This is a genomic window from Neorhizobium fuzhouense (assembly GCF_042611105.1).
Taxonomy (GTDB): Bacteria; Pseudomonadota; Alphaproteobacteria; order Rhizobiales; family Rhizobiaceae; genus Neorhizobium; species Neorhizobium galegae_A.
Genome location: NZ_JBHFFP010000002.1, coordinates 521448 through 544666 on the forward strand (window position 1 = coordinate 521448; position 23219 = coordinate 544666).

At 61.7% G+C, this 23219-nt stretch carries 19 protein-coding genes; 5 read left to right on the forward strand and 14 right to left on the reverse strand.

Annotated elements, in window-relative coordinates; genetic code table 11:
• Positions 1 to 92: 92 nt before the first annotated feature.
• The 5 genes from urtE to urtA form a co-directional block, all read right to left on the reverse strand.
• A complete protein-coding gene (urtE, locus tag ACEXP3_RS06325) occupies positions 93 to 788 on the reverse strand; it encodes an urea ABC transporter ATP-binding subunit UrtE (RefSeq protein ID WP_377296490.1) in 696 nt (231 codons plus the stop codon).
• A gap of 188 nt (positions 789 to 976) precedes the next feature.
• On the reverse strand, positions 977 to 1741 hold the full coding sequence (gene urtD, locus ACEXP3_RS06330; RefSeq protein WP_377296491.1) for an urea ABC transporter ATP-binding protein UrtD: 765 nt from the start codon (positions 1739 to 1741) through the stop codon (positions 977 to 979).
• Between the two features lie 4 nt (positions 1742 to 1745).
• Positions 1746 to 2915, reverse strand: a complete 1170-nt coding sequence (urtC, locus tag ACEXP3_RS06335; RefSeq protein ID WP_377296493.1) for an urea ABC transporter permease subunit UrtC — start codon at positions 2913 to 2915, stop codon at positions 1746 to 1748.
• The gene (gene urtB / locus ACEXP3_RS06340; RefSeq protein ID WP_377296604.1) at positions 2912 to 4519 is read right to left on the reverse strand and encodes an urea ABC transporter permease subunit UrtB; all 1608 of its coding nucleotides are present in this window, start codon (positions 4517 to 4519) and stop codon (positions 2912 to 2914) included. Before urtB ends, urtC begins: the two co-directional genes overlap by 4 nt.
• 187 nt (positions 4520 to 4706) lie before the next feature.
• Complete coding sequence (urtA, locus tag ACEXP3_RS06345) at positions 4707 to 5996, reverse strand: urea ABC transporter substrate-binding protein (protein WP_210104288.1); 1290 nt, start codon at positions 5994 to 5996, stop codon at positions 4707 to 4709.
• A gap of 205 nt (positions 5997 to 6201) precedes the next feature.
• Here urtA and ACEXP3_RS06350 point away from each other — a divergent pair, with 205 nt between their 5' ends.
• The gene (locus ACEXP3_RS06350) at positions 6202 to 7863 is read left to right on the forward strand and encodes an alpha-amylase family protein (RefSeq protein WP_377296494.1); all 1662 of its coding nucleotides are present in this window, start codon (positions 6202 to 6204) and stop codon (positions 7861 to 7863) included.
• 14 nt (positions 7864 to 7877) lie between these two features.
• On the opposite strand, the gene ACEXP3_RS06355 is transcribed toward ACEXP3_RS06350, so the two are convergent.
• On the reverse strand, positions 7878 to 8840 hold the full coding sequence (locus ACEXP3_RS06355; RefSeq protein ID WP_377296495.1) for a GlxA family transcriptional regulator: 963 nt from the start codon (positions 8838 to 8840) through the stop codon (positions 7878 to 7880).
• 452 nt (positions 8841 to 9292) lie between these two features.
• Here ACEXP3_RS06355 and ACEXP3_RS06360 point away from each other — a divergent pair, with 452 nt between their 5' ends.
• Positions 9293 to 9889, forward strand: a complete 597-nt coding sequence (locus ACEXP3_RS06360) for a LysE family translocator (RefSeq protein ID WP_377296496.1) — start codon at positions 9293 to 9295, stop codon at positions 9887 to 9889.
• Between the two features lie 95 nt (positions 9890 to 9984).
• Here ACEXP3_RS06360 and olsC read toward each other — a convergent pair whose 3' ends face one another.
• Positions 9985 to 10806, reverse strand: a complete 822-nt coding sequence (gene olsC, locus ACEXP3_RS06365) for an ornithine lipid ester-linked acyl 2-hydroxylase OlsC (RefSeq protein WP_377296497.1) — start codon at positions 10804 to 10806, stop codon at positions 9985 to 9987.
• Between the two features lie 216 nt (positions 10807 to 11022).
• Between olsC and ACEXP3_RS06370 the strand changes: the two genes are divergently transcribed.
• A complete protein-coding gene (locus ACEXP3_RS06370) occupies positions 11023 to 14409 on the forward strand; it encodes a hybrid sensor histidine kinase/response regulator (RefSeq protein ID WP_377296498.1) in 3387 nt (1128 codons plus the stop codon).
• Complete coding sequence (locus ACEXP3_RS06375; RefSeq protein WP_377296499.1) at positions 14402 to 15334, forward strand: response regulator; 933 nt, start codon at positions 14402 to 14404, stop codon at positions 15332 to 15334. The genes ACEXP3_RS06370 and ACEXP3_RS06375 overlap by 8 nt, the downstream gene beginning before the upstream one ends.
• A 90-nt stretch (positions 15335 to 15424) precedes the next feature.
• On the opposite strand, the gene mhpT is transcribed toward ACEXP3_RS06375, so the two are convergent.
• Positions 15425 to 16633, reverse strand: coding sequence for a 3-(3-hydroxy-phenyl)propionate transporter MhpT (gene mhpT / locus ACEXP3_RS06380; protein ID WP_377296500.1), 1209 nt, complete (start codon positions 16631 to 16633; stop codon positions 15425 to 15427).
• A gap of 267 nt (positions 16634 to 16900) precedes the next feature.
• Here mhpT and ACEXP3_RS06385 point away from each other — a divergent pair, with 267 nt between their 5' ends.
• Positions 16901 to 17434 carry an AAA family ATPase gene (locus ACEXP3_RS06385; protein WP_377296501.1) on the forward strand — a complete coding sequence of 178 codons (534 nt, stop codon included), beginning with the start codon at positions 16901 to 16903 and terminating at the stop codon, positions 17432 to 17434.
• Positions 17435 to 17532: 98 nt separating this feature from the next.
• Here the strand turns inward: ACEXP3_RS06385 and ACEXP3_RS06390 are convergent, their stop codons facing one another.
• The 6 genes from ACEXP3_RS06390 to ACEXP3_RS06415 all read right to left on the reverse strand — a co-directional run bounded on the left by ACEXP3_RS06390 (position 17533) and on the right by ACEXP3_RS06415 (position 23116).
• Positions 17533 to 18648: a branched-chain amino acid ABC transporter substrate-binding protein gene (locus ACEXP3_RS06390; protein WP_210104280.1), complete on the reverse strand. Its 1116-nt coding sequence runs from the start codon at positions 18646 to 18648 to the stop codon at positions 17533 to 17535.
• A 119-nt stretch (positions 18649 to 18767) separates the two neighbouring features.
• Positions 18768 to 19121: a DUF6867 family protein gene (locus tag ACEXP3_RS06395; RefSeq protein ID WP_210104279.1), complete on the reverse strand. Its 354-nt coding sequence runs from the start codon at positions 19119 to 19121 to the stop codon at positions 18768 to 18770.
• 78 nt (positions 19122 to 19199) lie between these two features.
• Positions 19200 to 19943, reverse strand: a complete 744-nt coding sequence (locus tag ACEXP3_RS06400) for an ABC transporter ATP-binding protein (protein ID WP_210104278.1) — start codon at positions 19941 to 19943, stop codon at positions 19200 to 19202.
• The gene (locus ACEXP3_RS06405; protein WP_245365674.1) at positions 19943 to 20812 is read right to left on the reverse strand and encodes an ABC transporter ATP-binding protein; all 870 of its coding nucleotides are present in this window, start codon (positions 20810 to 20812) and stop codon (positions 19943 to 19945) included. The genes ACEXP3_RS06400 and ACEXP3_RS06405 overlap by 1 nt, the downstream gene beginning before the upstream one ends.
• A complete protein-coding gene (gene livM / locus ACEXP3_RS06410) occupies positions 20812 to 22209 on the reverse strand; it encodes a high-affinity branched-chain amino acid ABC transporter permease LivM (protein WP_377296502.1) in 1398 nt (465 codons plus the stop codon). The genes ACEXP3_RS06405 and livM overlap by 1 nt, the downstream gene beginning before the upstream one ends.
• A 4-nt stretch (positions 22210 to 22213) precedes the next feature.
• Positions 22214 to 23116: a branched-chain amino acid ABC transporter permease gene (locus tag ACEXP3_RS06415; RefSeq protein ID WP_210104276.1), complete on the reverse strand. Its 903-nt coding sequence runs from the start codon at positions 23114 to 23116 to the stop codon at positions 22214 to 22216.
• Positions 23117 to 23219: the final 103 nt, after the last annotated feature.

Genomic DNA, 23219 nt, shown 5'->3' on the forward strand with positions numbered 1-23219 from the left:
ATGTATTGGATTAAACCGGGCTCTGGTTAGCATATTAGAATTCACTATGAAACTCCCCTCCGACAGAAGAGCAGCTATGCGATAAAATGGCATCACACGGTGAGGTGGCGCCTTGCTTCCGCCGTGTCCAGCGTTTCGGCCGCCCCTTCATGCACGATTTCGCCACGATCCATGATATAGACGTGATCGGCAAGCTCCCGGCAGAAATCCAGATACTGTTCCACAAGAAGAATGGCCATGCCGGTCGAATCGCGCAGATACCGGATGGCGCGGCCGATATCCTTGATGATCGAGGGCTGGATGCCTTCGGTCGGCTCGTCCAAGACGAGGATCTTTGGACGCGTGACCATGGCACGGCCGATGGCGAGCTGCTGCTGCTGGCCGCCGGACAGATCGCCGCCGCGCCGAGACAGCATGGAATTCAACACCGGAAACAGCGCAAAGATGTCGTCGGGGATGAATTTTTCCTTGCGCGACAGCGGCGCAAAGCCGGTCTCGAGATTTTCCTTCACCGTCAGCAGCGGAAAGATTTCCCGTCCCTGCGGCACATAGCCGATGCCGTGCTTGGCGCGGGCGTAAGGGGCAAGGCCGTTGAGCGTGGCGCCATTGAAGGCAATCGCCCCGGCGCTCACCGCCTGCTGGCCGGTGATGGCGCGCAACAACGAGGACTTGCCCACGCCGTTTCGCCCCAGAACGCAGGTGATCTTGCCCATCGGCGCGGTGATGGAAACGCCGCGCAGCGCCTGGGCGGCACCGTAATGCAGGTTGATGTTATCGACTGTCAGCATGGGGGCCTCCGTGAATTCAGTACAGGATAAAACCCCCTCTGGCCTGCCGGCCATCTCCCCCACAAGGGGGGAGAAAACTCGCGGCACCGCCTTGCCATACGGGAGAAAGGTCGAGCTAGGTTAAGCCCTCCCCCTTGTGGGGAGGGTGGGGAGGGGATTTTTGGGGATGCGCAGGTCTGCATAAAACCTCACCGCCCCAGATAGTTCTCGATCACCTTCGGATCGCTGGAGACGAAATCGATAGAACCTTCCGCCAGCACCGAGCCTTCCGCCAGACACGTCACCTTCACCCCGAGATCGCGGATAAAGCCCATGTCGTGCTCCACCACCACGACGGAGCGGGTCTTGGCGATTTCGCGCAGGAGAATGGCGGTCTCGGCGGTTTCGGCATCGGTCATGCCGGCAACCGGTTCATCGACCAACAGGAGTTTCGGCTCCTGCGCCAGAAGCATGCCGATTTCCAGCCATTGCTTCTGGCCATGGGAGAGATTGGCGGCCAGTTCGTCGCGGCGATGCGTCAGGCGGATCGTCGTCAGGATTTCGTCGATGCGCGCCTTGTCCTGCTGCGTCAGGCGATAGAACAGCGTGGCAAAGACGCCGCGCTTGCGGTTCAGCGCCAGTTCCAGATTGTCCCAAACCGTATGGCTCTCGAACACCGTCGGCTTCTGGAATTTTCGGCCGATGCCGAGCTGGGCGATGTCGGCCTCGTCCTTGCGGGTAAGGTCAATCGTGTCCTCGAACAGCACGGTGCCGCTGTCGGGCCGCGTCTTGCCGGTGATGATATCCATCATCGTCGTCTTGCCCGCACCGTTCGGGCCGATGATGGCACGCAATTCCCCCGGCTCCACCACGAAGGACAGGGAGTTCAGCGCCTTGAAGCCATCGAAGGAGACGGAGACACCATCGAGATAAAGGAGCGAGGCAGGACGGGTTTCGCTGACGAGCTGGCTCATGGGTTCACTCCGCTGCCTGGATCTGGTTCGCCGCTGCCGTGTCGGCAGCGCTCTTTTCGGCCTCGTCCGCTGCCTTTGCGGCCCGGCGCCCGGCAAAGCGGTGCTGGATCGTGCCGACGATACCCTTGGGCAGGAACAGCGTGACGCCGATGAACAGCGCGCCCAGTGCATAAAGCCAGGCTTCCGGGAAGGCGCCGGTGAAGAAGCTCTTGCCGCCGTTGACGAGGATCGCACCGATGATCGGCCCGATCAGCGTGCCGCGCCCGCCGACCGCCGTCCACACCACCACTTCGATGGAATTGGCCGGCGCGAATTCACCCGGGTTGATGATGCCGACCTGCGGCACGAAGAGCGCACCGGCAATGCCCGCCATCATCGCCGAGACGACGAAGGTGAAGAGTTTGATGTTTTCGACGCGGAAGCCAAGGAAGCGCACGCGGCTTTCGGCATCACGAACGCCGACCAGAACCTTGCCGAACTTGGAGCGGACGATGCCTGAGGAAATGATGAGGCAGAGCGACAGCATGATGGCCGAGAGCGCAAAGAGCACGGCGCGCGTGCCATCCGCCTGCACGGAAAAGCCGAGGATTTCCTTATAGTCGGTGAGCCCGTTATTGCCGCCAAAGCCCATGTCGTTGCGGAAGAAGGCGAGCAGCAGCGCATAGGTCATCGCCTGCGTGATGATCGACAGATAGACGCCGTTGACGCGGGAGCGGAAGGCAAACCAGCCGAAGATGAAGGCCAGAAGGCCCGGCACTACCAGCACCATCAGCATGGCAAACCAGAACATGTCCATGCCATGCCAGAACCACGGCAGTTCCTTCCAGTTGAGGAAGACCATGAAATCGGGCAGATCCGGATTGCCGTAGACGCCGCGCGAGCCGATCTGGCGCATCAGATACATGCCCATGGCATAGCCGCCGAGCGCAAAGAAGGCGCCGTGGCCGAGCGAGAGAATGCCGCAATAACCCCAGACCAGATCGAGCGCGAGTGCCAGAAGCGCGTAGCAGAGATATTTGCCCATCAGCGAGACGGCATAGGTCGGGATGTGCAGCGCGCTGTCGGGCGCGGTCAGGAGATTGGCGGCGGGCACCAGCAGGGCCACGGCGAGAAGCACCGCGACGGCTGCAAGGATTCGGCCCTCGAGGGCGCGCAGAAAAAAGCTCGAAATCATGCTTCGATCGCCCTTCCCTTGAGTGCGAAGAGACCGCGCGGCCGCTTCTGGATGAAAAGGATGATGAGGACGAGCACCAGGATCTTGCCGAGCACGGCACCGACCGAGGGCTCGAGGAACTTGTTGAGAACGCCGAGCGATAAGGCCCCGACCAGCGTTCCCCAGAGATTGCCGACGCCGCCGAAGACCACGACCATGAAACTGTCGATGATGTAGGATTGGCCGAGATTGGGCGAGACGTTATCGATCTGGGAGAGCGCCACGCCAGCGATGCCGGCAATGCCGGAGCCGAGGGCAAAGGTGAAGGCATCGACCCAGGCGGTGCGGATGCCCATGGAGGAGGCCATGCGGCGGTTCTGGGTGACGGCACGCATCTGCAGGCCGAAGGCGGAGCGCTTCATCAGGATGAGCAGGCCGAAGAAGATCGACAGCGAGAAGGCCACGATCCACAGCCGGTTCCAGGTGATCGACAGGCCGCCGAGCGGGAACGAACCGGACATCCAGGACGGATTGCCCACTTCGCGGTTGGTCGGCCCGAAGATGCTGCGCACCGTCTGCTGCAGGATGAGCGACACACCCCAGGTGGCAAGCAGTGTTTCGAGCGGCCGGCCATAGAGGAAGCGGATGACGCCGCGTTCGATGACGAGCCCGATGGCACCGGTGACGAGGAAGGCGACCGGCACGGCAATCGCCAGCGACCAGTCAAACAGCTGCGGCGCCGAGGTGCGGATCACCTCCTGCACCATGAAGGTGGCATAGGCGCCGATCATCACCATTTCGCCATGGGCCATGTTGATGATGCCCATCACGCCGAAGGTGATGGCAAGCCCGATGGCGGCCAGCAGCAGCACCGAGCCGAGCGAAATGCCGTACCAGACATTCTGCCCGAGATCCCAGAAGGCAAGCGAGCTCTGGATCTTCGAAATCGCACGGTCGACATCCGGCTTCAGCGCGGCATCGAGCGAGGCGGACGCGCTCATCAGGATGCTGATCGCATCGCGCCCGCCGATGCTGCCGATGGTCTCGATGGCAGCGCGCTTCTGGTCGACGGGGCGATCGGAGGAGAGAACGGAGGCGGCGCGCGCCTCTTCCATGCGCGCCTTCACATCGCGGTCGGTTTCCTTGGCAAGGGCCGCCTCGACCAGTTCGAGGTTTTCGGCGCTTGGCGAACGCAACACCGCCTCGGCAGCCGAGAGGCGCACGTTGCGGTCGGGGCTCAAGAGCGTGAGGCCGCCAAGCGCCGAGCGAAGGACGCGGCGAAGGCTGTTGTTGATCTTGAGCTTTGTCATGGCACCCTTCGGTGCCTCGCCGGCTGTGGCGCCAGACAGAGGATCGATGAGCGCCAGATTGGCGCCGGATGCCCTGGTGATGAACACCGTGCCATCGGACTTGCGGACGTAAAGATCGCCGTCATTGAAGGCTTCGAGCGCCGGCACGACCCGCGGATCGGCCGAGGCGGCAATCTGGCCGAGCAGGTCTTCTGCCTGCTTGAAATCTGCCTTGCCGAGCGCATCGATCAACGCCTTGGGATCGGATTGCGCCACGGATTGGGTGGCAAGCGCCAGGATCATCAAAAGAATGGAGAGAAAAAATCGCAGCATGATGTCAGCCCCTCATCCGCCGGTCTGCGCCGCCCGCCCCTTCGGGCTTCGGCGCACCGGCGCCTGCCCGGCCCCCGATGGCCTGGACATTGTGCCAAAGGCACGTTGCCTCCCCCCGCCTGACGCGGGGAGAGGTCTTGTTCACAGGGGGCGTCACGCACCCCTTCGCAACAGACCGGAAGCAGGCCGATCAGCTGCCCTTGCCACCGCACTTGCCGGTTGCGACGTTGAAGTTACCGCAGGACATCGGCTTGCGCCAATCGGAGATCAGGTTCTTGGAATCCGGCAGGTAATCGGACCATTCGTCACCGACCACGGACGGGGTCTGCTGGACGATTTCGAACTGACCGTTGGACTGGATTTCGCCGATCAGGACCGGCTTGGTGATGTGGTGGTTCGGCATGACGGTGGAGGTGCCGCCCGACAGGTTCGGCACGGAAACGCCGATGATGCTGTCGAGAACCTTGTCCGTATCCGTGGTGCCGGCGGCTTCCACAGCCTTCACCCAGGCATTGAAGCCGATATAGGCGGCTTCCATCGGGTCGTTGGTCACGCGCTTGTCGTTCTTGGTGAACGCATGCCATTCCTTGATGAACTCGGCATTGACGGGCGCATCGACGGACTGGAAGTAGTTCCAGGCGGCCAGATGCCCAACCAGCGGCGTGGTGTCGAGACCGGCCAGTTCCTCTTCACCGACCGAGAAGGCGACGACCGGAATGTCTTCCGCCTTGATGCCCTGGTTGGCCAGTTCCTTGTAGAAGGGAACGTTGGCGTCACCATTGATGGTGGAGACGACGGCGGTCTTCTTGCCGGCCGAGCCGAACTTCTTGATGTCGGTGACGATCGTCTGCCAGTCGGAATGACCGAAGGGCGTGTAGTTGATCATGATGTCCTCGGCCTTGACGCCCTTCGACATCAGGTAGGCCTTCAGGATCTTGTTGGTCGTCTGCGGATAGACGTAGTCGGTGCCGGCCAGAACCCAGCGCTGAACGCCTTCCTTCTCGGCGAGATAATCGACCGCCGGGATGGCCTGCTGGTTGGGAGCGGCGCCGGTGTAGAAGATGTTGCGCGAGGATTCTTCACCCTCGTACTGCACCGGGTAGAAGAGGATGGAGTTCAGCTCTTCGAAGACCGGCAGGACGGACTTGCGCGAGGACGAGGTCCAGCAACCGAAGACGGCGGCAACCTTGTCCTGGGAGATCAGCTGGCGGGCCTTTTCGGCAAACAGCGGCCAGTCTGAGGCCGGATCGACGACGACGGCTTCGAGCTTCTTGCCGAGAACGCCGCCCTTCTTGTTCTGCTCTTCAACGAGCATCAGCATGACGTCTTTCAGCGTCGTTTCCGAAATCGCCATCGTGCCCGACAGCGAATGGAGAACGCCGATCTTGATCGTGTCTTCGGCGGCGAAGGCGCCGTGGAACGACGTGGTGGACATGATGGCGGCGAGCATAGCGCCCCCGAGCCGTGCCTTGAAATTCATGGTTCGAACCCCTCTTCTTGTTCGTTCGCAACCGGCCTGGAACCGGCCGTTGATCGTTGCTGTCCGAACTATGGTTCGCTGCAGCGCAAAACCACATACGTCATATGACGTAAGGCAGGGGGCGAAACGGGAAGCAGTATCAGAAAGACCGGCGGAACCGATCCGGGCTTCAGCAGTTGCCTCGCAGGCAAGAAGGGAGCCCGTCATGATCAACGATCTCTGGTACAAGAACGCCGTCATCTACTGTCTGTCGGTGGAGACCTTCATGGATTCCAACGGCGATGGCGTCGGCGATTTTCCGGGCTTGATGCGAAGGCTCGATTATCTGTCCGGCATGGGGATCGACGCGATCTGGCTCATGCCCTTCCAGGCCTCGCCCGGCAAGGACGATGGCTATGATGTCTCCAACTACTATGACATCGATCCGCGTTTCGGCACGCTTGGCGATTTCGTCGAATTCACCCATGCCGCAAAACAGCGCGGCATCCGCGTGCTGATCGATATCGTCGTCAATCACACATCCGACCAGCATCCCTGGTTCCAGAGCGCTCGCAGCGATCCGGCCTCGCCCTACCGCGACTGGTATGTCTGGTCGAAGAAGAAACCCGCAAATGCCGATGAGGGACTGGTCTTTCCAGGCGTGCAGGAAAGCACCTGGACCTATGACGAAAAGGCCGGCGAATACTATTTCCACCGCTTCTACAAGTTCCAGCCCGACCTCAATACCGCCAACCCGCATGTGCGCGCCGAAATCCTGAAGATCATGGGTTTCTGGATCCAGCTTGGCGTCAGCGGCTTTCGCATGGATGCGGTGCCCTTCGTGATTGCCGACAAGGGAGCGGACACACAGAGACCGCAGCAGCAATACGACCTCCTGCGCTGGTTCCGCGCCTTCCTGCAGTGGCGCAAGGGCGATGCCATCATTCTGGCCGAAGCCAATGTGCCGCCGAAGCAGAACCTCGAATATTTCGGCGAGGATGGCGACCGCATGCACATGATGTTCAATTTCCAGGTCAACCAGTCGATGTTCTACGCGCTTGCCAGCGCCGATACCCGTCCGCTCGCCAAGGCGCTCAATGAGACGCGGGCACGGCCGGAGACCGCGCAGTGGGGCACGTTCCTGCGCAATCACGACGAACTCGACCTCGGCCGGCTGACGGACAAGCAGCGCGAGCTGGTGTTCGAGAAGTTCGGCCCCGACAAGACCATGCAGCTTTACAATCGCGGCATCCGCCGACGGTTGGCACCGATGCTCGGCGGCGACCAGCGGCGCCTGGAACTAGCCTACAGCTTCATGTTGTCGATGCCGGGAACGCCGGTTCTGCGCTACGGCGACGAAATCGGCATGGGCGATGACCTGTCGCTTCCCGAGCGCAACTGTGCGCGCACGCCCATGCAATGGTCCGACGAGCCGCAGGGCGGGTTCAGCCTGGCCGACGAGACCGTGCTGCCGGTGATTTCGGAGGGACCTTACGGCTTCGAGCATATCAACGTGGCAAACCAGCGCCGTGATCCGACCTCGCTCCTCAATTGGACGGAACGCATGATCCGCATGCGCCACGAGACGCCTGAAATCGGCTGGGGCGATTACACTGTTCTGGAAACGGGACAGAAGGGCGTGCTGGCCATGCGCTACGACTGGCGCAACAACTCGGTCCTCGTCATCCACAATCTGTGTGACCACCCACAGAAAATCGAACTCGACCCCGGCGTCGGCGAACAGGGCCTCACCCTCATCGACATCGCCGATGGAGCAAGCAGTACGGCCGATGAGACAGGCAAACACGTCATCCTGCTCGACCCTTACGGCTATCGCTGGTACCGCGTCGGCGGGCTGGATTATATCCTGCGCCGCACGGAGATCTAGGTTCGAGGCTCAGGTCAGCCGAGCGCCCGCACCTCCCGCACGCCGCGGCCGAGCCTGCGGCGCAGCAGGGTCCGCAATGTCACGCCATCGGCATAGCCCACCATGCCGGCGATCTCATCCGGGCTTTTGTCGCTGGTCTTCAGCAGATGCACGGCACGCTCGACGCGCAGATCCTGAAAGTAGGACAGCGGCGTCTTGCCAAGCACCTGCTGCAGGCGGCGTGCCAGTGTGCGTTTGCTGGCGCCCACGGCATCGGCCGCATCGTCGAGCGAAAAGCCTTCGGACAACCGTCCCCGCGCCCAGCGCTCGAACTTCTCGACCACAGGATCGGCATGGGCCAGATGATCCATAATGACATAAGCGGATTGCGCCGGTCGGCTATCGACGATGAGATAGCGTGCCACGAGATTTGCCAGTTCCGGGCTTGCCCGGCGCACCAGCCAGAGTGCCATGTCCACATGGCCAAGGGCCGCGCCGGCCGTGACCAGCGCACCGGACTTCACCACCATGCGCCCATCTTCCAGCCGAACCGCCGGATAACGCTGGCGAAAGAGCGGCGCAAGCCACCACGTGGTCGTTGCCCTTTCCCCGTCGAGCAGACCGGATTCGGCAAGCACGAAGGTTCCGATACAGGCGGCGGCAAGATGAATGCCGCCGGCCCTCGCCTCCTGCAACGCGGCTGCGGCATCCTGGACATCCGGCCGGGCCAGCGCCGGCACAAGCAGGTCCGGCATCTTGTAGCCAATCGCCGGAACGACCAGCCAGTCCGCTATCGTCGAAGCCGGCATGGCCGAGACCGGAACACCAAACCCTTGCGCCGTTCGCACTTCGCGTCGCATGCCCACGATGTAGACATCGAAAGGCTGCACGTCGAGCGCGAGCATCATGGCCAGTTCATTGGCAGTATTGAGAACATCAAGGATGGACGAGAGCCCGGTATCAAACACGCCATCAAGGGCCAGCACCTGCACTTTCATGGCAATATTCCTATCAAGACTGTCAATATTGACAATAGCAGCCGGCGGCAGCCTCCGCCATGATTGGGACATCGCAACAGGAATGCGTATCGCCATGATGTAACGACGATCGGCAAACACCGTTGCACGGGCCGCGGGCTTTACCTTACCCGGTCATCTCAGTTCATTCCTCGACGATCGGGAGTGCCGGCATTGGACAGGGCGTCTCGCCTGTGCCGACTGCGGTCATCACGACAAGCCACCGGGAAAAGGAACGACCCGATGCAGCCTGTCTCATCCGGTCGCATGAGAAGCCGCATGACATGCCACACGGCTGACACTGGCTGCCCGCTTGAGACGCGCTGAGCGACCAATGGGGCGGCAGACTTCAGGTTCCGCCACCCTGGTTTCCTGTTCCGACCCAATCTTGAACGCCGCGGGGAGGCCGCTTCCCCGCAGGGGAGTGCCACGTCATGCCATACGAGACTGTTCTTGCCGTCGCTCTTTTTGCTTTTGTCGGCTCGGTGTCGCCCGGGCCAAGCAATTTCATGCTGCTTGCCTCGGGCACCAATTTCGGCTTCTGGCGCACGGTGCCGCAGATCCTCGGTATTACCGCCGGCTTCTCCACCGTGCTTCTGGCCGTGGGTTTCGGACTCGGCGCCTTGATCACCGCCTGGCCGCCGATTGGCCTGGCGCTGAAGATCGCCGGCGGCGGCTATCTCCTCTATCTTGCCTGGCGGATCGGCACGTCCCGCGCGGTCCCGGACGGCCAGGCAGATGCTGCGCGACCGCTAACCTTGCTGGAATCCGCTGCGTTCCAATGGGTTAACCCGAAGGCCTGGATTGCGGCGATGACCGCCATGGCGGCCTATTCCAAGGCGGACAATCCATTTGCATCGATCTTGCTGATCACGGTGGTGATCGCCATTGTGAACCTGCCAAGCGTCGCGGTCTGGGCAGGCTTCGGGGTGGTGCTGCGCCAGTTCCTCACGCAACCGTCACGACTGAAATGGTTCAATGTGGCCATGGGTGTGCTGCTCCTTGCGACGCTCTGGCCGCTTCTCCAATAAATGCGGGAACCGATGGTTCCTCACCGGTGTCCGGAATAATATCCGGCAGAGCTGCGATTAGGGACAGCGCTGGTCATGCCGCCGTTGCTCGGTCCTCAGGTCGGCCGGTTTCTCAGCTTCTCCGCCTCGGCGTAAAACTTGCGCTCCCACTCCTTGTGGTTATCCAGCCCCTCCCGGATGAACGGGGTGAAAACGGCGAGATTCATCAGCAGCCAGTTGACAAGGCGGGCGGGGAATTTCAGCGGTTTGACAAAGTCCACGAAGAGAACCACGCGGGTCTGATCCGTGTGGTTCCAGGCCTCGTGTTCATAGGCATCGTCAAAAATCAGCACCTTGCCCTCCTGCCAGTGGCAGATATGGTCTGCGACGCGGATCGCGAGCTTGTCGCGCGGTTCGGGCACGATGAGGCCGAGATGCAGGCGCAGCACGCCGTTATAGGGGCCGCGATGGGCCGGCAGGTGTTTTCCCGGCTCGAAGATCGAGAACATCACCGTGGTGAGGCCGGGGATTTTTTGCATGGCCGCCCAGGTGTTCGGGCAGGCGGCGATGTTCTGGTCGGAGCGCACGCCAAAGCCCAGAAGGAAAAACGTCTTCCAGCGGTTGTCGGTAGAAATCGTCTTCACGTCGGCGGAAATATCCTGGAAAGACGGAAGCTCATCCTGCCGCGTCAGGATCCGGTCCAGCTCGGCGCGGATGGCCGGTGCCGCCTTCTCAATCTCCTGCGCCCAGGGAAAGGTCGCGGTGTCGTAGACCGGCGGATTGCCGAGCTTTGCATATTTCAGGTTCAGCCGCTCGGCAAAGGCGACGATGCCCATGAAGAAGCGCGTGATGCGGCTGGGGCGATCCATCGGCTGGAGGCCCTTGGTTCCAAAACTTTGCTGGGCATGCGGGGCGGCGGAATTGGGCAGAACTGTCATGAGGGATGACCGTCTTCGAACAAGGTTGCGGGACCTGCCGGGTGTTTGAGGACCTCACCCTGCAGGGCATCGGGAACGCACTTGCATTTGGTGCGCAAACCATCCGTGACAAGGACTGTGGCGGACTTGTGGCAGTTGAAACAGGCTTGCAAAAGGCCTGCGAACCCGTGACAGTGCCTAAACCCTCATCATGCCCAAAAGGACGCCAGAACACGCATGACAGCGCGGCAACGCATCATCCCCGTCCGGCGCGATTATAACCGCTGGGTCGCCGACCAGACGCTGGAAGATTATGCGCTTCGCTTCACCGCCAAGGGCGCACGGCGCTTCTCCTCCACCCGCATTGCCCAGACCGCGATCGGCGCGATTTCCTTCCTGGCGCTCGAGGCGATCGGCGGCGCGATCACGCTTTCCTACGGCACGACCAATGCCTTCTTCGCCATTCTGGTGGCAGCCGTCGTCATGCTGGTGGTCGGCCTGCCGATCAGCCGCTATGCCATCCGCCACGGCGTCGATATCGATCTTCTGACGCGCGGCGCAAGCTTTGGCTATATCGGCTCCACCATCACCTCGCTGATCTATGCGAGCTTTACCTTCATGCTGTTTGCCATCGAGGCCTCGATCATGACAGGGGCGCTTGAGCTCGCCCTCGGCATACCGCCTGCTATCGGCTACATCATCAGTGCCGCCGTGGTGATCCCGCTCGTCATCTACGGCGTGCAGCTGATCTCGCGCTTCCAGCTGATCACCCAGCCGTTCTGGATCGTGCTCAACATCCTGCCCTTCATCTTCATCGCGTTCATGGATTGGCAGAAGTTCGATCTGTGGCGCGCCTTTGCCGGCATCAATCATTCGAATGCGCAGGTGGGGGGGACCGCCCCGTTCAACCTCTTGGAATTTGGCGCCGCCTCCGCCGTGATCCTGGCGCTGATGCCGCAGATTGGCGAGCAGGTGGACTTTTTGCGCTTCCTGCCGGCGGAGGGGCAGCAGAAATGGCGCCACCGGCTGGCGATCTTTCTGGCCGGCCCCGGCTGGGTGGTGGTGGGCGTGCCAAAGCTTCTGGCCGGCTCGTTTCTGGCGGTCCTCACCCTTTCCACCGGCGTGCCCGTGCGCGAATCCGGCGATCCCGCCCACATGTATCTGACCGCCTTCGGTTACATGATCCCCAACGAGACGGCCGCGCTGCTGCTGATGGCCGCCTTCGTGGTGGTGTCGCAGCTGAAGATCAACGTGATGAACGCCTATGCGGGTTCGCTTGCCTGGTCGAACTTCTTTTCCCGCCTCACCCACAGCCATCCCGGCCGCGTCGTCTGGCTGATCTTCAACGTGGCGATCGCGCTTCTGCTGATGGAACTTGGCATCTACCGGCTGCTGGAGGCAACGCTCGGCATCTTTTCCATCATCGCCATGGCCTGGCTCTGCACGATTTCCGCCGATCTCTTCGTCAACAAGCCGCTCGGCCTGTCGCCGCCCGGCATCGAGTTCAAGCGGGCGCATCTCTATGACCTGAACCCGGTCGGGATCGGCGCGATGCTCGGGGCAACCGCCATTGCGCTCCTTGCCCATTTCGGCGCCTTCGGACCGCTTGCCGCCTCGCTCTCCACCTTCCTCACACTGTCCGCCTTCCTGCTTTCGCCGTTGATTGCCTGGGGCACGAAGGGGCGCTTCTATCTCGCCCGCAAGCCGCGCCATGCCTGGAAGAACCTGACGGCCATCACCTGCTCGATCTGCGAACATCCGTTCGAGCCGGAGGACATGGCCTGGTGTCCCGCCTATGCGGCGCCGATCTGTTCGCTGTGCTGCTCGCTCGACAGCCGCTGCCACGATATGTGCAAGCCGAAAGCCCAGATGAAGGCGCAGATCGGCAGCGTGGCGCGTTCCTTCCTCTCCGACCAGATCGTCGAGAGGCTGATGACGCGGCTTGGCCGCTACGCCATGACCGCCATTCTCTCGATTTCGCTGATCGGCGCCATCATGGCGATGATCTCCTATCAGGTGAGCGAGGCGACACCGGCCAATGCCGAGGTGGTCTATGGCACCATCCTCATCGTCTTTTTCGTTTTTGCCATCATCGCCGGCATCGTCTCGTGGTTTTATGTGCTGGCCCATGACAGCCGGGTGGTGGCAGAAGAAGAATCTTCCCGCCAGAACACGCTTCTGCTGAAGGAAATCGCCGCCCACAAAAAAACCGATGCCGCCCTGCAGAAGGCCAAGGAGACGGCAGAAGCCGCCAATCGCGCCAAAAGCCGTTATGTCGTCGGCCTCAGCCACGAGCTGCGCACGCCGCTCAACGCCGTGATGGGTTATGCGCAGATCCTCGAGCGCGACGAGAGCATCCCTGCCCCGCGCCAATCGGCCATCAAGGTGATCAAGCGCTCGGCCGACCATCTGTCGGGCCTCATCGACGGGCTGCTGGATATTTCCAAGATCGAGGCCGGCCGGTTGCAGGTCTATTCGAACGAGATCAACATCCAGGATTTTCTCGACCAGATCGTGGAAATGTTTCGCCCGCAGGCGCAGGCGAAGGGCCTGACCTTCACCCATATCCGCGCCCGCAGCCTGCCGCATTATGTGCGCAGCGACGAAAAGCGATTGCGCCAGATCCTCGTCAACCTGCTCTCCAACGCCATCAAGTTCACCGACGAGGGCACCGTCAGCTTCGATGTCGCCTATCGCAGCCAGGTGGCCACCTTTACCGTGACCGACACCGGGCGCGGCATTGCGGAAAAGGACCTGCCGCGCATCTACGAGCCGTTCCAGCGCGGAGAAGCGGATAATATTCGGCCCATGCCAGGGCTCGGGCTCGGACTCACCATTACGCAATTGCTGACCAATACGCTTGGCGGCGAGATTTCGGTGAAAAGCGAGAAGGGCAAGGGATCGACATTCCGCGTGCGCCTGATGCTCTCGGCCATCGACCGGCCAAGCACCATGCCGGCGCCGGAAAAGAAGATCGTCTCCTATACCGGCCCGCGCCGCACGCTGGTTGTGGTTGACGATAACGAGGATCACCGCGACCTGATGCGCGAGGTGCTGTCGCCGCTCGATTTCGTCGTTCTCACGGCCAATGGCGCCACCGAATGCCTGACGCTTATCGAAGGCGTCAAACCCGACCTTTTCCTTGTCGATATCCTGATGCCGGGCATGAACGGCTGGCAGCTGGTGGAGCGCTTGCGCGAAAGCGGCCAGACGGCGCCGATCCTGATGCTGTCGGCCAATATCGGCGATGGTGCGAGCACGCTGCGCGACGGCGACGGCCACAGCGACATGATCGCCAAGCCCGTCGATATCCGCCAGCTCTCCGACAAGCTCGCCCTGCATCTCGGCCTCACCTGGATCTACGAGGGTGACCGGCCGCCGGAGCCTGTGCCGGTGGCGCCGGTTCTGAAAAGCCCCGGCCCTGCCCATCTGCAGGACCTGATCCAGCTCGGCGAAATCGGCTATATCCGCGGCATCGAGGCGAAACTCACCGAACTCGACCGGCTGGCGGAAAACGCCCCCTTTACCACCGCCGCCGGGGCCTATATCCAGGCCTTCGATCTGGCCGGGTATCTTGCCTTCCTCAATCGGTTCCGCGAGGAAAGGGTCGCCGACGATGCCTGACATAGCCCGCGACCAGATGCCCCGCGACATCGTGCTTCTGGTGGACGACAGCCCGGAAGCGCTGGGATTCCTGACCGAAGCGCTCGAACAATCCGGCTTTTCCGTGCTGATTGCGACGTCCGGCCAGTCGGCGCTCAACATCGTGGAGCGCATCACGCCCGACCTCATCCTGCTGGATGCGGTGATGCCCGCGATGGATGGCTTTGCCACCTGCCGGCGCCTGAAGGCCAATCCCGCCGTCTCGCAGGTGCCGGTCATCTTCATGACGGGGCTTACCGAAACCGAACATGTGGTGCATGCGCTCGATTCCGGTGGCGTCGATTACCTGACCAAGCCGATCAATATCGATGAGCTGCGCGCGCGCATAAGGGTGCATCTCTCCAATGCACGCTCGGCCCAGAGCGCGCGCGTGGCGCTCGATGCCGCCGGCCGCCATCTGCTGGCGGTGAAAGGCAATGGTCAGTTGCACTGGTCCACCCCGCAGGCGACGCGGCTCATCAATGCGGCAACCGGCAGCGATGACGGGCTCGATCTGGTTGTTGCCCAGATCGCCGCCTGGATGGCCGGACGCGACAAGCCCGGCTTTTCCCGCGACGCCTCGTTTGCCTTTGCGCAGGCCGGCGAGGCCAGCCTGCAATTTGCCTTTCTTGGCGCCATCGGGGCCGACGAATACCTGTTTCGCGTGACCGGCCAGAACAACCGGGCGGGCGATGCAGCGCTTCGCGAACATTTTGCGCTGACGATCCGCGAATCCGAAGTGCTGCTGTGGATTGCCAAGGGTAAGTCCAACAAGGATATCGGCGATATCCTGGGGCTTTCGGCCCGTACGGTGAACAAGCACCTGGAGCAGATCTACGTCAAACTCGGCGTTGAAAACCGCGCATCGGCGGCCGTGAAGGCCGCCCATGTGCTGCACGAGGGCTGACGCCTCGCGCTTATGTGCGATCAGGCCCGCGACATCCTTGGCGGGCCTGATCGGAAAGACGAGCGGCTGCGGCTGCCGCCGGACGAACGCTCAGGCAGGGACCTCGCGGCGCGTCCGGCGGAACAGGAGGCCGACTGTAAAGACGCCCGTGAGAACGGTGAGCGGCACCAGCGCGAACATGACACCGGACGGCGTTGCACCGGCCGCCACCAGCCAGCCGGTAAACAGCGGGCCCGCAATCGAGCCGAGGCGCCCCACGGCAACCGCCAGACCGACGCCGGTTCCCCGGATTTCGAAGGGATAGCATTGCGGTGCCGTGGCATAGAGAATAGCCTGCATGCACAGGATCGCGGCTCCGACAAGCGCACCCCCCACCAGCATCAGTGCGAGCGCCGCCGGCAGAACGCCGAGCATGACGAGCGCTGCCGCAGAGGCCGCAAAGGCAAGCAGCACGGGGACTGCCGGCCGTGGGCTGTCAAAGATGCGCCCGCCGATGAGGCTGCCGAAAACGCCGCCGACATTGAACAGCAACTGCACCAGAGACGCCTCGCTCTTTTCCAGACCACGCGCCACCAGCAGCTGCGGCATCCAGTTGAGGAGAACGTAGACGACCATCAGGCCGAGGAAGAAGGCAAGCCAGAGCAAAAGCGTTGCGACGAGCGTTTCCGGCGCAAACAGTTTCGCAAGCCGCCCCGTTGCGACAGCCGCCTTCTGGCGCACGACGGCAAGCGGCGGCAGCAGAAGCTGGACGAAGGGCGCGAGAATGAGCGGCATCAGCCCACCGACGAGGAAGATCATGTGCCAGTCACCGCCATGCAGACCGAGAGCAGCAATTCCGCTGGCAATGGCGCCGCCAAGCGGCACGCCGGCATACATGACGGAAACGGCCCAACCGCGACGACCGGGCTCCACCGATTCGGCGGCAATGTTGATGAGGTTCGGAAAGGCGCCGCCGAGCCCGACGCCGGTCAGGATGCGCAGCACCAGAAGCTGCTCGAAGCTCGTGGCAAAGATGGTTGCCACCGAAAAGATGCCGAAAACCAGAAGGGAAAGAACAAGCCCTGCGCGGCGGCCCCATCTGTCGGCGATCCAGCCGCCGGAAAGCGCGCCGAAAATCAACCCGAAGGTTGCCGCCGACAGGAAAAGCCCGATCTGCGGTGGCGTCAGCCCGAAGGCCGGTACAAGTTTCGGCACAGCGACACCTGCCGCCTGCAGATCAAATCCTTCAATCACCGCCGCCAGAAAGGCAAGCGCCAGCGCTCGCCCTCCACCCGCGTGGAGCGCAACAGTCTTCGTCATCGCAAAATTTCTCCCATTCATGGCAGGCTTGGAGCGGCCGCCACCTCCAGCACCGTCGTCGCCCCGTCATTCGTCCGGTTCGACATCGACGTTCCAGCATACTTCCTCCAAGGCGTGGCCTTCAGCACCGCACATCCATGGCGGCTCTCATTCAGGCAGATGTCAAAATAATGCTATACAGCATAACGGTCAACACACTTATCCCGTGGGCGGATTTGCCCGATCCGGCTTTCCTGCAACTGCAGAACGTGTGAAAGGAGACGGCGCATGAACCGTTTCGTCATTCTCTCCGGCTGTTCCGGCGGCGGGAAATCGAGCCTTCTTGAGGAATTGCGCCGGCGCGGCCATGCGGTCATCGACGAACCGGGGCGCCGGATCGTGGCAGAGGAGCTTGCCGGAGATGGCGCGGCGCTGCCGTGGAACGATCTTCCGGCGTTTGCGCGGCGCGCCATCGCGCTCTCGATTGCCGATCGGGCGGCAATGAGCGACAGGACCGGCTGGATTTTCTTTGATCGCGGCCTCGTCGATGCGGCCGCAGCACTTGCCCACGCAACCGGCGATGAGCGGATGATGCACGATCTCTGCGGCCGGCATCGGTACCACGACCGGGTTTTTCTCACGCCGCCCTGGCCTGAAATCTACGTGAAGGATGATGCCCGTCAGCATGCCTTTGCAGAGGCGGTGGCGGAATATGAGCGGCTATGCGCCGTCTATCCCGCACTCGGCTACGAGCCCGTCATCCTCCCCAAAACCTCGGTTTCAAAGCGCGCAGATTTTCTGCTTGCCCGTCTTTCCGCCTGATATGGCGCAGCATCGACAGGAACGGCGGCAACGAAAAAAGCCCGGCGCGAACCGGGCTTTCCGTTAAGGTTGGCAGCGGTGTCCCGCCTGCCAAAATCTTACATCTGGAAGTAGCTGTACTTGCCGTCAGCGCCCTTCTTCCACTCGTACATGACATAGTCAGGACGGGTGATGTCGCCCTTGGCGTCGAAGCCGATGTCGCCGATTGCGGTCTTGAACGGACCCTTGGCCTTCATCGCTTCGGCAACCTTGGTCGGATCATTGCTGCCGGCAGCCTTGGCGGCGGCAGCGAAGATCTGCAGGGCAGCGTAGGAGTAGAGCGTGTAGGCTTCCGGCTCGAAGTTCGCAGCGCGGAACTTTGCCACGATGTCCTTGGCGCTCGGGTTCGTGCGCGGATCCGGCGGGAAGGTCATCAGCGTGCCGTTGACGGCGTCGCCGGCGATCGAAGCCAGTTCGTTGGAGGTGATGCCGTCACCCGACATCAGCGGAGCCTTGAGGCCCTGGTCGGCCATCTGACGCATCAGCAGGCCGGCTTCGGTGTGCAGGCCGCCGAAGTAAACAATGCCGACGCCGGCTTCCTTCATCTTCGACACGAGAGCGGAGAAGTCCTTGTCGCCGACAGTGATGCCTTCGTAGATGACTTCCTTGATGCCAAGCTTGTTCATGGCCTTCTTGGTTTCGTCAGCAAGACCCTGACCGTAGGTGGTCTTGTCATGCACGACGGCAACCTTGGCGGTCTTGAACTTTTCAGCGATGTACTGGCCGGCAACGGCGCCCTGCTGGTCGTCACGACCGCAGGTGCGGAACGTGTTCCACAGGCCGCGCTCGGTGAACTTCGGGTTGGTGGAGGCCGGGGTGATCTGAACGATGCCGTTTTCGGCATAGACTTCAGAGGCCGGGATCGAAACCGACGAGTTGAAGTGACCGACGACGAACTTAACGCCATCCGCCACAAACTTGTTGGCAACCGAAACGCCCTGCTTCGGGTCCGACACGTCGTCGCCGAGAACGAGCTTGATCTTTTCGCCGTTGATGCCGCCGGCAGCATTGATGTCGGCTGCGGCCTGTTCGGCACCCTTCTGGAGCTGTGCGCCGAAGGCTGCGTTCGGACCCGTCAGCGGGCCGCCGACGCCAACGAGGACATCGGCCCAGGCCGAACCGCTGAACGCCATCACGGCTGTCAGCGCCACGGCCGAAAGAAGAGACTTCTTCATTGTGTTACTCCCAGTTTTTTGAGCGGGTTTGAATTAAAACCTGCGCGAGACCCACCACACCCTCGCGCCGGAAACGTGTTCCCTGTTGATTGCAGTCTGGAGCCGAAAGGCTCAGCCTGTCAATTCTTCTTATGCCACGAAAAAGCAGAGCTTTTTTCGTAGAGCCAGTAGTAGTTTTCCACCATCTGGCGGGTGCGGCGATGGCGAAAGCCAGCCGTTGCGACGATGAGCAGCAGCACGACATCGAGCGCGTAGAAACCGAGGCTGAGGAACGGCCCCTGGAAGAGCGAAAAGTGCAGGAAGCGAAGCAGCACGCCGAGAAGAAGCACGTAGCCGATGACCATCGGATAGTCCTTCCAGCTTTCGGCCACCGCCTTGCCGGTGCGCCAGGCCGTCCACAGCCCGATCATCAGAACGATGAAGCGCAGGATGTAGCGGGCGCCGGTATCATCCTCGAAAAACAGTCCCTGCATATCAAGCTCTCCCTGCCGATTGGCCAAGCAGCGGCGCGTCTGACAAACGCACCGCGATCCGGAACGAAGATGGCGCGTTCAATGCCGTCCCCCTTCCAGATAGGCTGCCCGCACTTCCGGATTGGCCAGCAGTTCCTTGCCCGATCCGCTCATCGTCACCTTGCCGTTCACCATCACATAGGCGCGGTGCGACAGCTTCAGCGCCGCAAAGGCGTTCTGTTCGACGAGGAAGACGGTGAGCCCCTCCTTCTCGTTCAAGACCTTGATCGCCTCGAAGATCTGCTTGACGATCAAAGGCGCCAGACCGAGCGAGGGCTCGTCGAGCAGGAGAAGCTTTGGGCGAGCCATCAGCGCACGGCCGATGGAGAGCATCTGCTGCTCGCCGCCCGACAGCGTTCCGCCGCGCTGCGCCTGTCTTTCCTTGAGGCGCGGAAAAAGCGTAAAGATCTTTTCCACGTCCTCGTTGAAATATTTCAGCTGGTCGAGCCCAGCACCCATCTGCAGGTTCTCGTAGACCGTCATGCGCGGAAAGATGCGCCGGCCTTCGGGCGACTGGGCGATGCGCTGGCGGGCGATCAGATGCGTCGGCGTGCGGGTAATGTCGGTTCCGTCGAAGATGACGGAGCCGGTGCGCGCCTGCGGACTGCCGCAGATCGTCATCATCAGCGTCGACTTGCCGGCGCCGTTGGCTCCGATCAGGCTGACGATCTCGCCCTTGTTCACCTCGATATCGACACCGGCAAGCGCACGGATATTGCCGTAATAGGTTTCGACGCCGCTGACCTTCAGGAGAGGTTCGGCTTTGTTCGTGTTGACGGCCATCACGGCGTGCCCCCGTCGAGTTCTTCGGCAATCACCTCTTCCACCTCGTCGTCCTCGACGCCGAGATAGGCGGCAATCACCTTCGGATCGTTCTTCACATGGTCCGGGGTGCCGTCGGAAATCTTCTGCCCGTATTCCAGCACCACCACATGGTCGGAGATTTCCATCACCACCGACATGTCGTGTTCGATGAGCAGGATCGAGGTGCCCGTCTCGTCGCGAATGCTGTTGAGCAGCGTGTTGAGCGCCAGCGATTCGCGCGGGTTGAGGCCCGCTGCCGGCTCGTCGAGGCACAGAAGTTCCGGACCCGTGCACATGGCGCGGGCAATTTCCAGACGGCGCTGGGCGCCGTAGGGCAGATCGCCGGCCGGATCATCGGCACGGTCGATCAGATCCGCCTTTTCAAGCCAGTGGCGGGCAAGCTCGATTGCGGCTGCCGCCTCGCGCTTGTAGGAGCCAAGGCCGATGAGGCCCATCACCGTGTAGCCGGACGCCTTCATCAGTTTGTTGTGCTGGGCGACTAGGAGGTTTTCCAGCACGGTCAGGCCCGAAAACAGCCGGATGTTCTGGAAGGTGCGGGCGACCTTCGCATGCTTGGTGATTTCGAAGTCGCTCAAGCGCTCCAGCAGGAACTCCTTGCCGCCCTTCTGGCGCATGGTGATCATGCCCATCGTCGGCTTGTAGAAGCCGGTGATGCAGTTGAAGACCGTCGTCTTGCCGGCACCGTTCGGACCGATCAGCGCGGTGATTTCCCCGCGCCTGACCTCCAGCGAGAGGTCGTTGATCGCCATCAGGCCGCCGAAGCGCATCGACAGATGCTCTACCTTGAGAATGGTATCGGGTGTCATGGTCTCAATCGCGGACGTCATCAGCCGTGACCTTCCTTGGTGAAGCTGCCGGATACGGACTTGCGCTCCTTGAGGAAGGCCGTGGGTTCACGCGAGCCGACGAAACCGCGCGGCTTGAACAGCATGACCACAACCATGGCCAGGCCGAAGAGCAGCATGCGGTAGAGTTCCGGCGTGAAATCCGGGCCGAAGACATGTTTCAGGAATTCCATCTCGCGCAGCAGTTCGGTACCGCCGATCATCACCACGGCCGCAACCGCGATGCCGGTGAGCGAGCCCATGCCGCCGAGAACGACGATGGCCAGAATGACCGCAGATTCCAGGAAGACAAAGCTTTCCGGCGACACGAAACCCTGACGGGCGGCAAAGAACGAGCCGGCAAAGCCGCCGAACATGGCGCCGATGGCAAAGGCGGTGAGCTTTGTCGTGACCGTATTGATGCCGAGCGAGCGGCAGGCGATCTCATCCTCGCGCAGCGCTTCCCAAGCACGGCCGATCGGCATGCGGCGCAGGCGGATCGTCACGTAAGCGGTGATGAGGCAGAGCGTCAGGATCACGTAGAACAGGAAGATCTTGTAGTAGGCGGACGACATCGGCAGCGCGAAGGCTTTCGCAAAATTGTTCGACGCGCCGACATCGAAGGACCAGATGCCAAAGATCGAGGCCTTGGCGACGCCGGAAATACCCGCCGTGCCGCCAGTGACTTCCGACCAGTTCATCAGCACCAGACGGATGATTTCACCGAAAGCCAGTGTGACGATGGCAAGATAATCGCCGCGCAGGCGAAGCACCGGGAAGCCGAGGATGATGCCCCAGAAGGCAGCCAGAATGCCCGCCATCGGCAAGAGCACCCAGAAGGACAGGCCAAAATGATCCGACAGCAGCGCGTAGGAATAGGCACCCACCGCATAGAAGGCCACGTAGCCGAGATCGAGCAGGCCGGCGAGGCCGACCACGACGTTCAGCCCCCAGGCGAGCATCACGTAGATGAGGATCTGAATGCCAAAATTGTCGACGAATTTCAGCGAGCCCTGCACGCCGTAAAGGCTGACGATGACCGGCGGATAGAGCACAAGCACGATCATCGCGATCTTGAGGAAGTGCTTGTGGAAAAAGCCCTTGTCCTCGGACACGTCGAGGAGCCCGGCCTTGGCCTTGTTCAGCTTGCGCCGATCGAGACTCGGCCGCAGGAAGGCGACGACGAGGAAGCGGCCGACGGCGGCAATCGCCACGAAGACGGCGAGAAGCCCCCAGCGCATGCGCCAGACCAGCGCATTGTCGATGTTCTGGTAGGTTTCGACGCCGACATAGAGAAGGAACATGCCGAACGCCAGCACACCGGCGAAGAGGCCCTCGCGGAGCGCCTTTGCCATCAGGCCCGGCGCCACATCGGTCGCCGGAGAATTTGCATTGCTCATGATGTTACACCTTCTCCACTTCAGGCCGGCCCAGAATGCCGGTCGGCTTGAAGATCAGAACGAAAGCGAGAATGGCAAAGGTCGCTACGTCCTTGTAGGCAATGGAGAAATAGGCCGACCACAGTGATTCGATAAGGCCGATCAGGAGGCCGCCGAGAACGGCGCCCGGCAGCGAGCCGATGCCGCCGAGAACGGCTGCGGTGAAGGCCTTGACGCCCGGGATGAAGCCATCGTTGAACGAGGCGACACCGTAATACATGAGGTACATGGTGCCGGCGACGGCAGCGAGTGCTGCGCCCATGACGAATGTGATCGAGATGGTGCGATCGACATCGACGCCAAGCAGGGCCGCCATCTTTCGATCCTGTTCGGTGGCGCGCTGCGCGCGTCCTAGCGGCGTCTTGTTGACGATGTACCAGAAGGCGGCAAGCAGCACGCTGGTGACGATCACGATCAGGATCTGCTTCAGCGAGACGGTGATCGAGCCGAAGTGGAAGACATCGTTGACCAGCGGCGGAACCGGCTTGTTGCGCGGGCCCTGCGTGACCTGGATGAAGTTCGACAGCACGATCGACATGCCGATGGCCGTGATCAGCGGCGCAAGGCGGAAGGAGCCACGCAGCGGCCGGTAGGCGACGCGCTCGATCGTCCAGTTCCACAGGCTCGTCACCAGCATGGCGACCACCAGCATGACCAGCAGCGCAAGCGCGACGGGAATGCCGGCGAAGAACGAGGTAAGGATCAAAAAGACGATGAGAGCGGCGAAACCGCCAAGCATGAAGATGTCACCATGGGCAAAGTTGATCATGCCGATGATGCCGTAAACCATCGTGTAGCCAATCGCCACGAGGCCGTAAATAGATCCAAGAGTCAGCCCGTTGAGGAGCTGCTGGATGAAATACTCCATATTTTTCCCCCGGACACAATTCGCTGAAACGATTGTGTCTCTTGTCTGTGGGCCCTTACGGGTTCTTTGGTTTTGTCGAATTGATACCGCTTTCGCTTCAAAT

Coding starts and splice junctions, on each gene's coding strand:
- ACEXP3_RS06355 (WP_377296495.1), bottom strand. CDS start 8,840: ATGAAAGTGCAGGTGCTGGCCCTTGATGGCGTGTTTGATACCGGGCTC.
- urtE (WP_377296490.1), bottom strand. CDS start 788: ATGCTGACAGTCGATAACATCAACCTGCATTACGGTGCCGCCCAGGCG.
- urtA (WP_210104288.1), bottom strand. CDS start 5,996: ATGAATTTCAAGGCACGGCTCGGGGGCGCTATGCTCGCCGCCATCATG.
- urtC (WP_377296493.1), bottom strand. CDS start 2,915: ATGATTTCGAGCTTTTTTCTGCGCGCCCTCGAGGGCCGAATCCTTGCA.
- ACEXP3_RS06390 (WP_210104280.1), bottom strand. CDS start 18,648: ATGAAGAAGTCTCTTCTTTCGGCCGTGGCGCTGACAGCCGTGATGGCG.
- livM (WP_377296502.1), bottom strand. CDS start 22,209: ATGAGCAATGCAAATTCTCCGGCGACCGATGTGGCGCCGGGCCTGATG.
- ACEXP3_RS06375 (WP_377296499.1), top strand. CDS start 14,402: ATGCCTGACATAGCCCGCGACCAGATGCCCCGCGACATCGTGCTTCTG.
- ACEXP3_RS06350 (WP_377296494.1), top strand. CDS start 6,202: ATGATCAACGATCTCTGGTACAAGAACGCCGTCATCTACTGTCTGTCG.
- ACEXP3_RS06405 (WP_245365674.1), bottom strand. CDS start 20,812: ATGACGTCCGCGATTGAGACCATGACACCCGATACCATTCTCAAGGTA.
- olsC (WP_377296497.1), bottom strand. CDS start 10,806: ATGACAGTTCTGCCCAATTCCGCCGCCCCGCATGCCCAGCAAAGTTTT.
- urtD (WP_377296491.1), bottom strand. CDS start 1,741: ATGAGCCAGCTCGTCAGCGAAACCCGTCCTGCCTCGCTCCTTTATCTC.
- ACEXP3_RS06360 (WP_377296496.1), top strand. CDS start 9,293: ATGCCATACGAGACTGTTCTTGCCGTCGCTCTTTTTGCTTTTGTCGGC.
- ACEXP3_RS06415 (WP_210104276.1), bottom strand. CDS start 23,116: ATGGAGTATTTCATCCAGCAGCTCCTCAACGGGCTGACTCTTGGATCT.
- ACEXP3_RS06370 (WP_377296498.1), top strand. CDS start 11,023: ATGACAGCGCGGCAACGCATCATCCCCGTCCGGCGCGATTATAACCGC.
- ACEXP3_RS06385 (WP_377296501.1), top strand. CDS start 16,901: ATGAACCGTTTCGTCATTCTCTCCGGCTGTTCCGGCGGCGGGAAATCG.
- ACEXP3_RS06395 (WP_210104279.1), bottom strand. CDS start 19,121: ATGCAGGGACTGTTTTTCGAGGATGATACCGGCGCCCGCTACATCCTG.
- mhpT (WP_377296500.1), bottom strand. CDS start 16,633: ATGACGAAGACTGTTGCGCTCCACGCGGGTGGAGGGCGAGCGCTGGCG.
- ACEXP3_RS06400 (WP_210104278.1), bottom strand. CDS start 19,943: ATGGCCGTCAACACGAACAAAGCCGAACCTCTCCTGAAGGTCAGCGGC.